Below are 1,892 nucleotides of genomic sequence, written 5' to 3'. Positions count from 1 at the left end.
CTTCTTTCAATTTTTGGTTCAATTTCAAAACCTTTTATTTCTCTAAAAAGTTGATGTTCAGAATCAATGGACTTAAATTCAGCCAAAATAATCAAGCCAATCAACTCTATATCAGATAGTTTTGGTTTTATAGGTTTAAAATAAAAATCTTCAGTTTCGGAAATGTCTCTTAAATTATTTAAAATTAAGTTGTAACTTGCCTCAAGGTTGCTCATAATGGTATTTGATTGGTAGTCAATACAATATACTAATTTTTAGTCACTTGAGCAACCTTTTTTATAATGCACTACGGGTTAAAATAATACCCAAGTACAAATCCGACTAAGTTGTGGGGTGGATATATTTGCTACGTGAAATTTAAATGAAAAAAAAAATATAATTCTTATTTAGAATAAGTAAAAATAATTTTTATATTTGCGTAACAAATAAAAAATTAGTTATGAAGCAAAAAATCTTAACTGCACTATTAGTGCTTCCATTGTGTGCTTCTGCACAATTCTTCGAGAATTTCGACTCAAGTACGAATATTCCAGTAGGTTGGAAAGTTATTTCAGGTGGGGCATACCAAACTTTTAGAATTGGAAAGGAGGAAGCGTATTCACTTTCCAACGCTGCATTGATCAGGACTAATAGCACTTCGGCACAAGATGATTATCTTGTAACTCCTGTATTTACTGTAATAGAGGGAGTTTCCGACCGTCTTACTTATTTTGTGAAAAACCACGATCCTTATAATGTAGATGAGTATTCTGTAAAACTGACCTTATCGGAAGACCCGATGGGTACAGATTTTACTACAGTATTGCTACCAGTAACCTCTGCACCCAATGATTGGACACAGGTGAAAATAGACTTAAAGTCATTCATTGGTAATAAAATAAGGATTGGATTTCATTCTGCCAGCAAAAGCAAGTATCAAATATATTTTGATGACATTAGGGTGGATGGAAAGCCACTTGATAAACCTGGATCCCCGCAACTAACATCGCCTGCCGAAAATGTGCCTTTTGATTTAGGCGATAAATTGGAGTGGATGCCCCCAGTAACTGGAGGCGTTGTTGACAGATATGAAGTATATATAGGGACAACTACGAATCCAGATATTTTAATCCCCAACAACTATTTATTTGCTAAACCTAAAAATATTCAGCCAAATACCCAATATTTTTGGCAGGTTAAGGCTATCAACGATGCAGGTGTATCAGTAGGAATTCCTTCAGTTAAAAGTTTTAAGACAGCAGACAGCCCATTTATGCCGTATTGTGGTCCATTGAAATACACGGATAACGGTGTTGAACCAATTACTTTTGTCTCTTTTAATGGAATGACAAACACTACTTCTGCCGAAACAACAGCACCGGAACACGAGGTGTTCAAAAACAAAATCGCACGGGTGAACCCTGGAGGTACTTACTCAATCAAATTGGGTGGCAACACAAGGGGCTACAACGCTCACCGGTTCATCGTATTTGTTGATTGGAATCAGGATGGTGTTTTCGAGCCGTCTGAAACTTATTTCGCCAGTAAGGATAATGCCCTTGTTCTTTACAATTCAAGTGGTCTAGATGGAAAGACGGTATATGGCGACATTAAAGTGCCTGAAAATGCAAAACTTGGGCTAACCAGAATGCGTATTAAGAAAAATTATAGTAGCAGCCCTTATATAAATCCTTGTTTTTCGCTTGGCGGACTGAATACTGGTTATAACGGAGGTTTTGGGCAGACGGAAGATTATTCTATAGATGTAACCACTGATAAGCTGAACACCAGCGAACAAATGTTACAGAACGCATTAATAATCTACCCAAATCCGGCAAGCGATGTGCTAAACATCAGCACTCCTGAGAAAGTTTTGGATGTTCGGATTTTTGCAGCTGACGGAAAACTTGTGA

1 protein-coding gene and 1 pseudogene are annotated in these 1,892 nt (G+C 36.8%); one reads left to right on the top strand and one right to left on the bottom strand.

Annotation, left to right across the window (positions count from 1 at the left end; translation table 11 throughout):
- Window positions 1–215 (bottom strand): annotated as a pseudogene (locus tag BUB43_RS10920) (IS982 family transposase); the annotation flags it as partial.
- Between the two features lie 224 nt (window positions 216–439).
- Between BUB43_RS10920 and BUB43_RS10915 the strand changes: the two are divergent.
- A partial coding sequence (locus BUB43_RS10915) for a choice-of-anchor J domain-containing protein (protein ID WP_073181059.1) occupies window positions 440–1,892 on the top strand: 1,453 nt, incomplete at its 3' end.

The organism is Cruoricaptor ignavus (assembly GCF_900141665.1).
Taxonomy (GTDB): domain Bacteria; phylum Bacteroidota; class Bacteroidia; order Flavobacteriales; family Weeksellaceae; genus Cruoricaptor; species Cruoricaptor ignavus.
The sequence above is the reverse complement of the archived record's forward strand: the minus strand, read 5'-3'. Positions and strand labels throughout refer to the sequence as shown.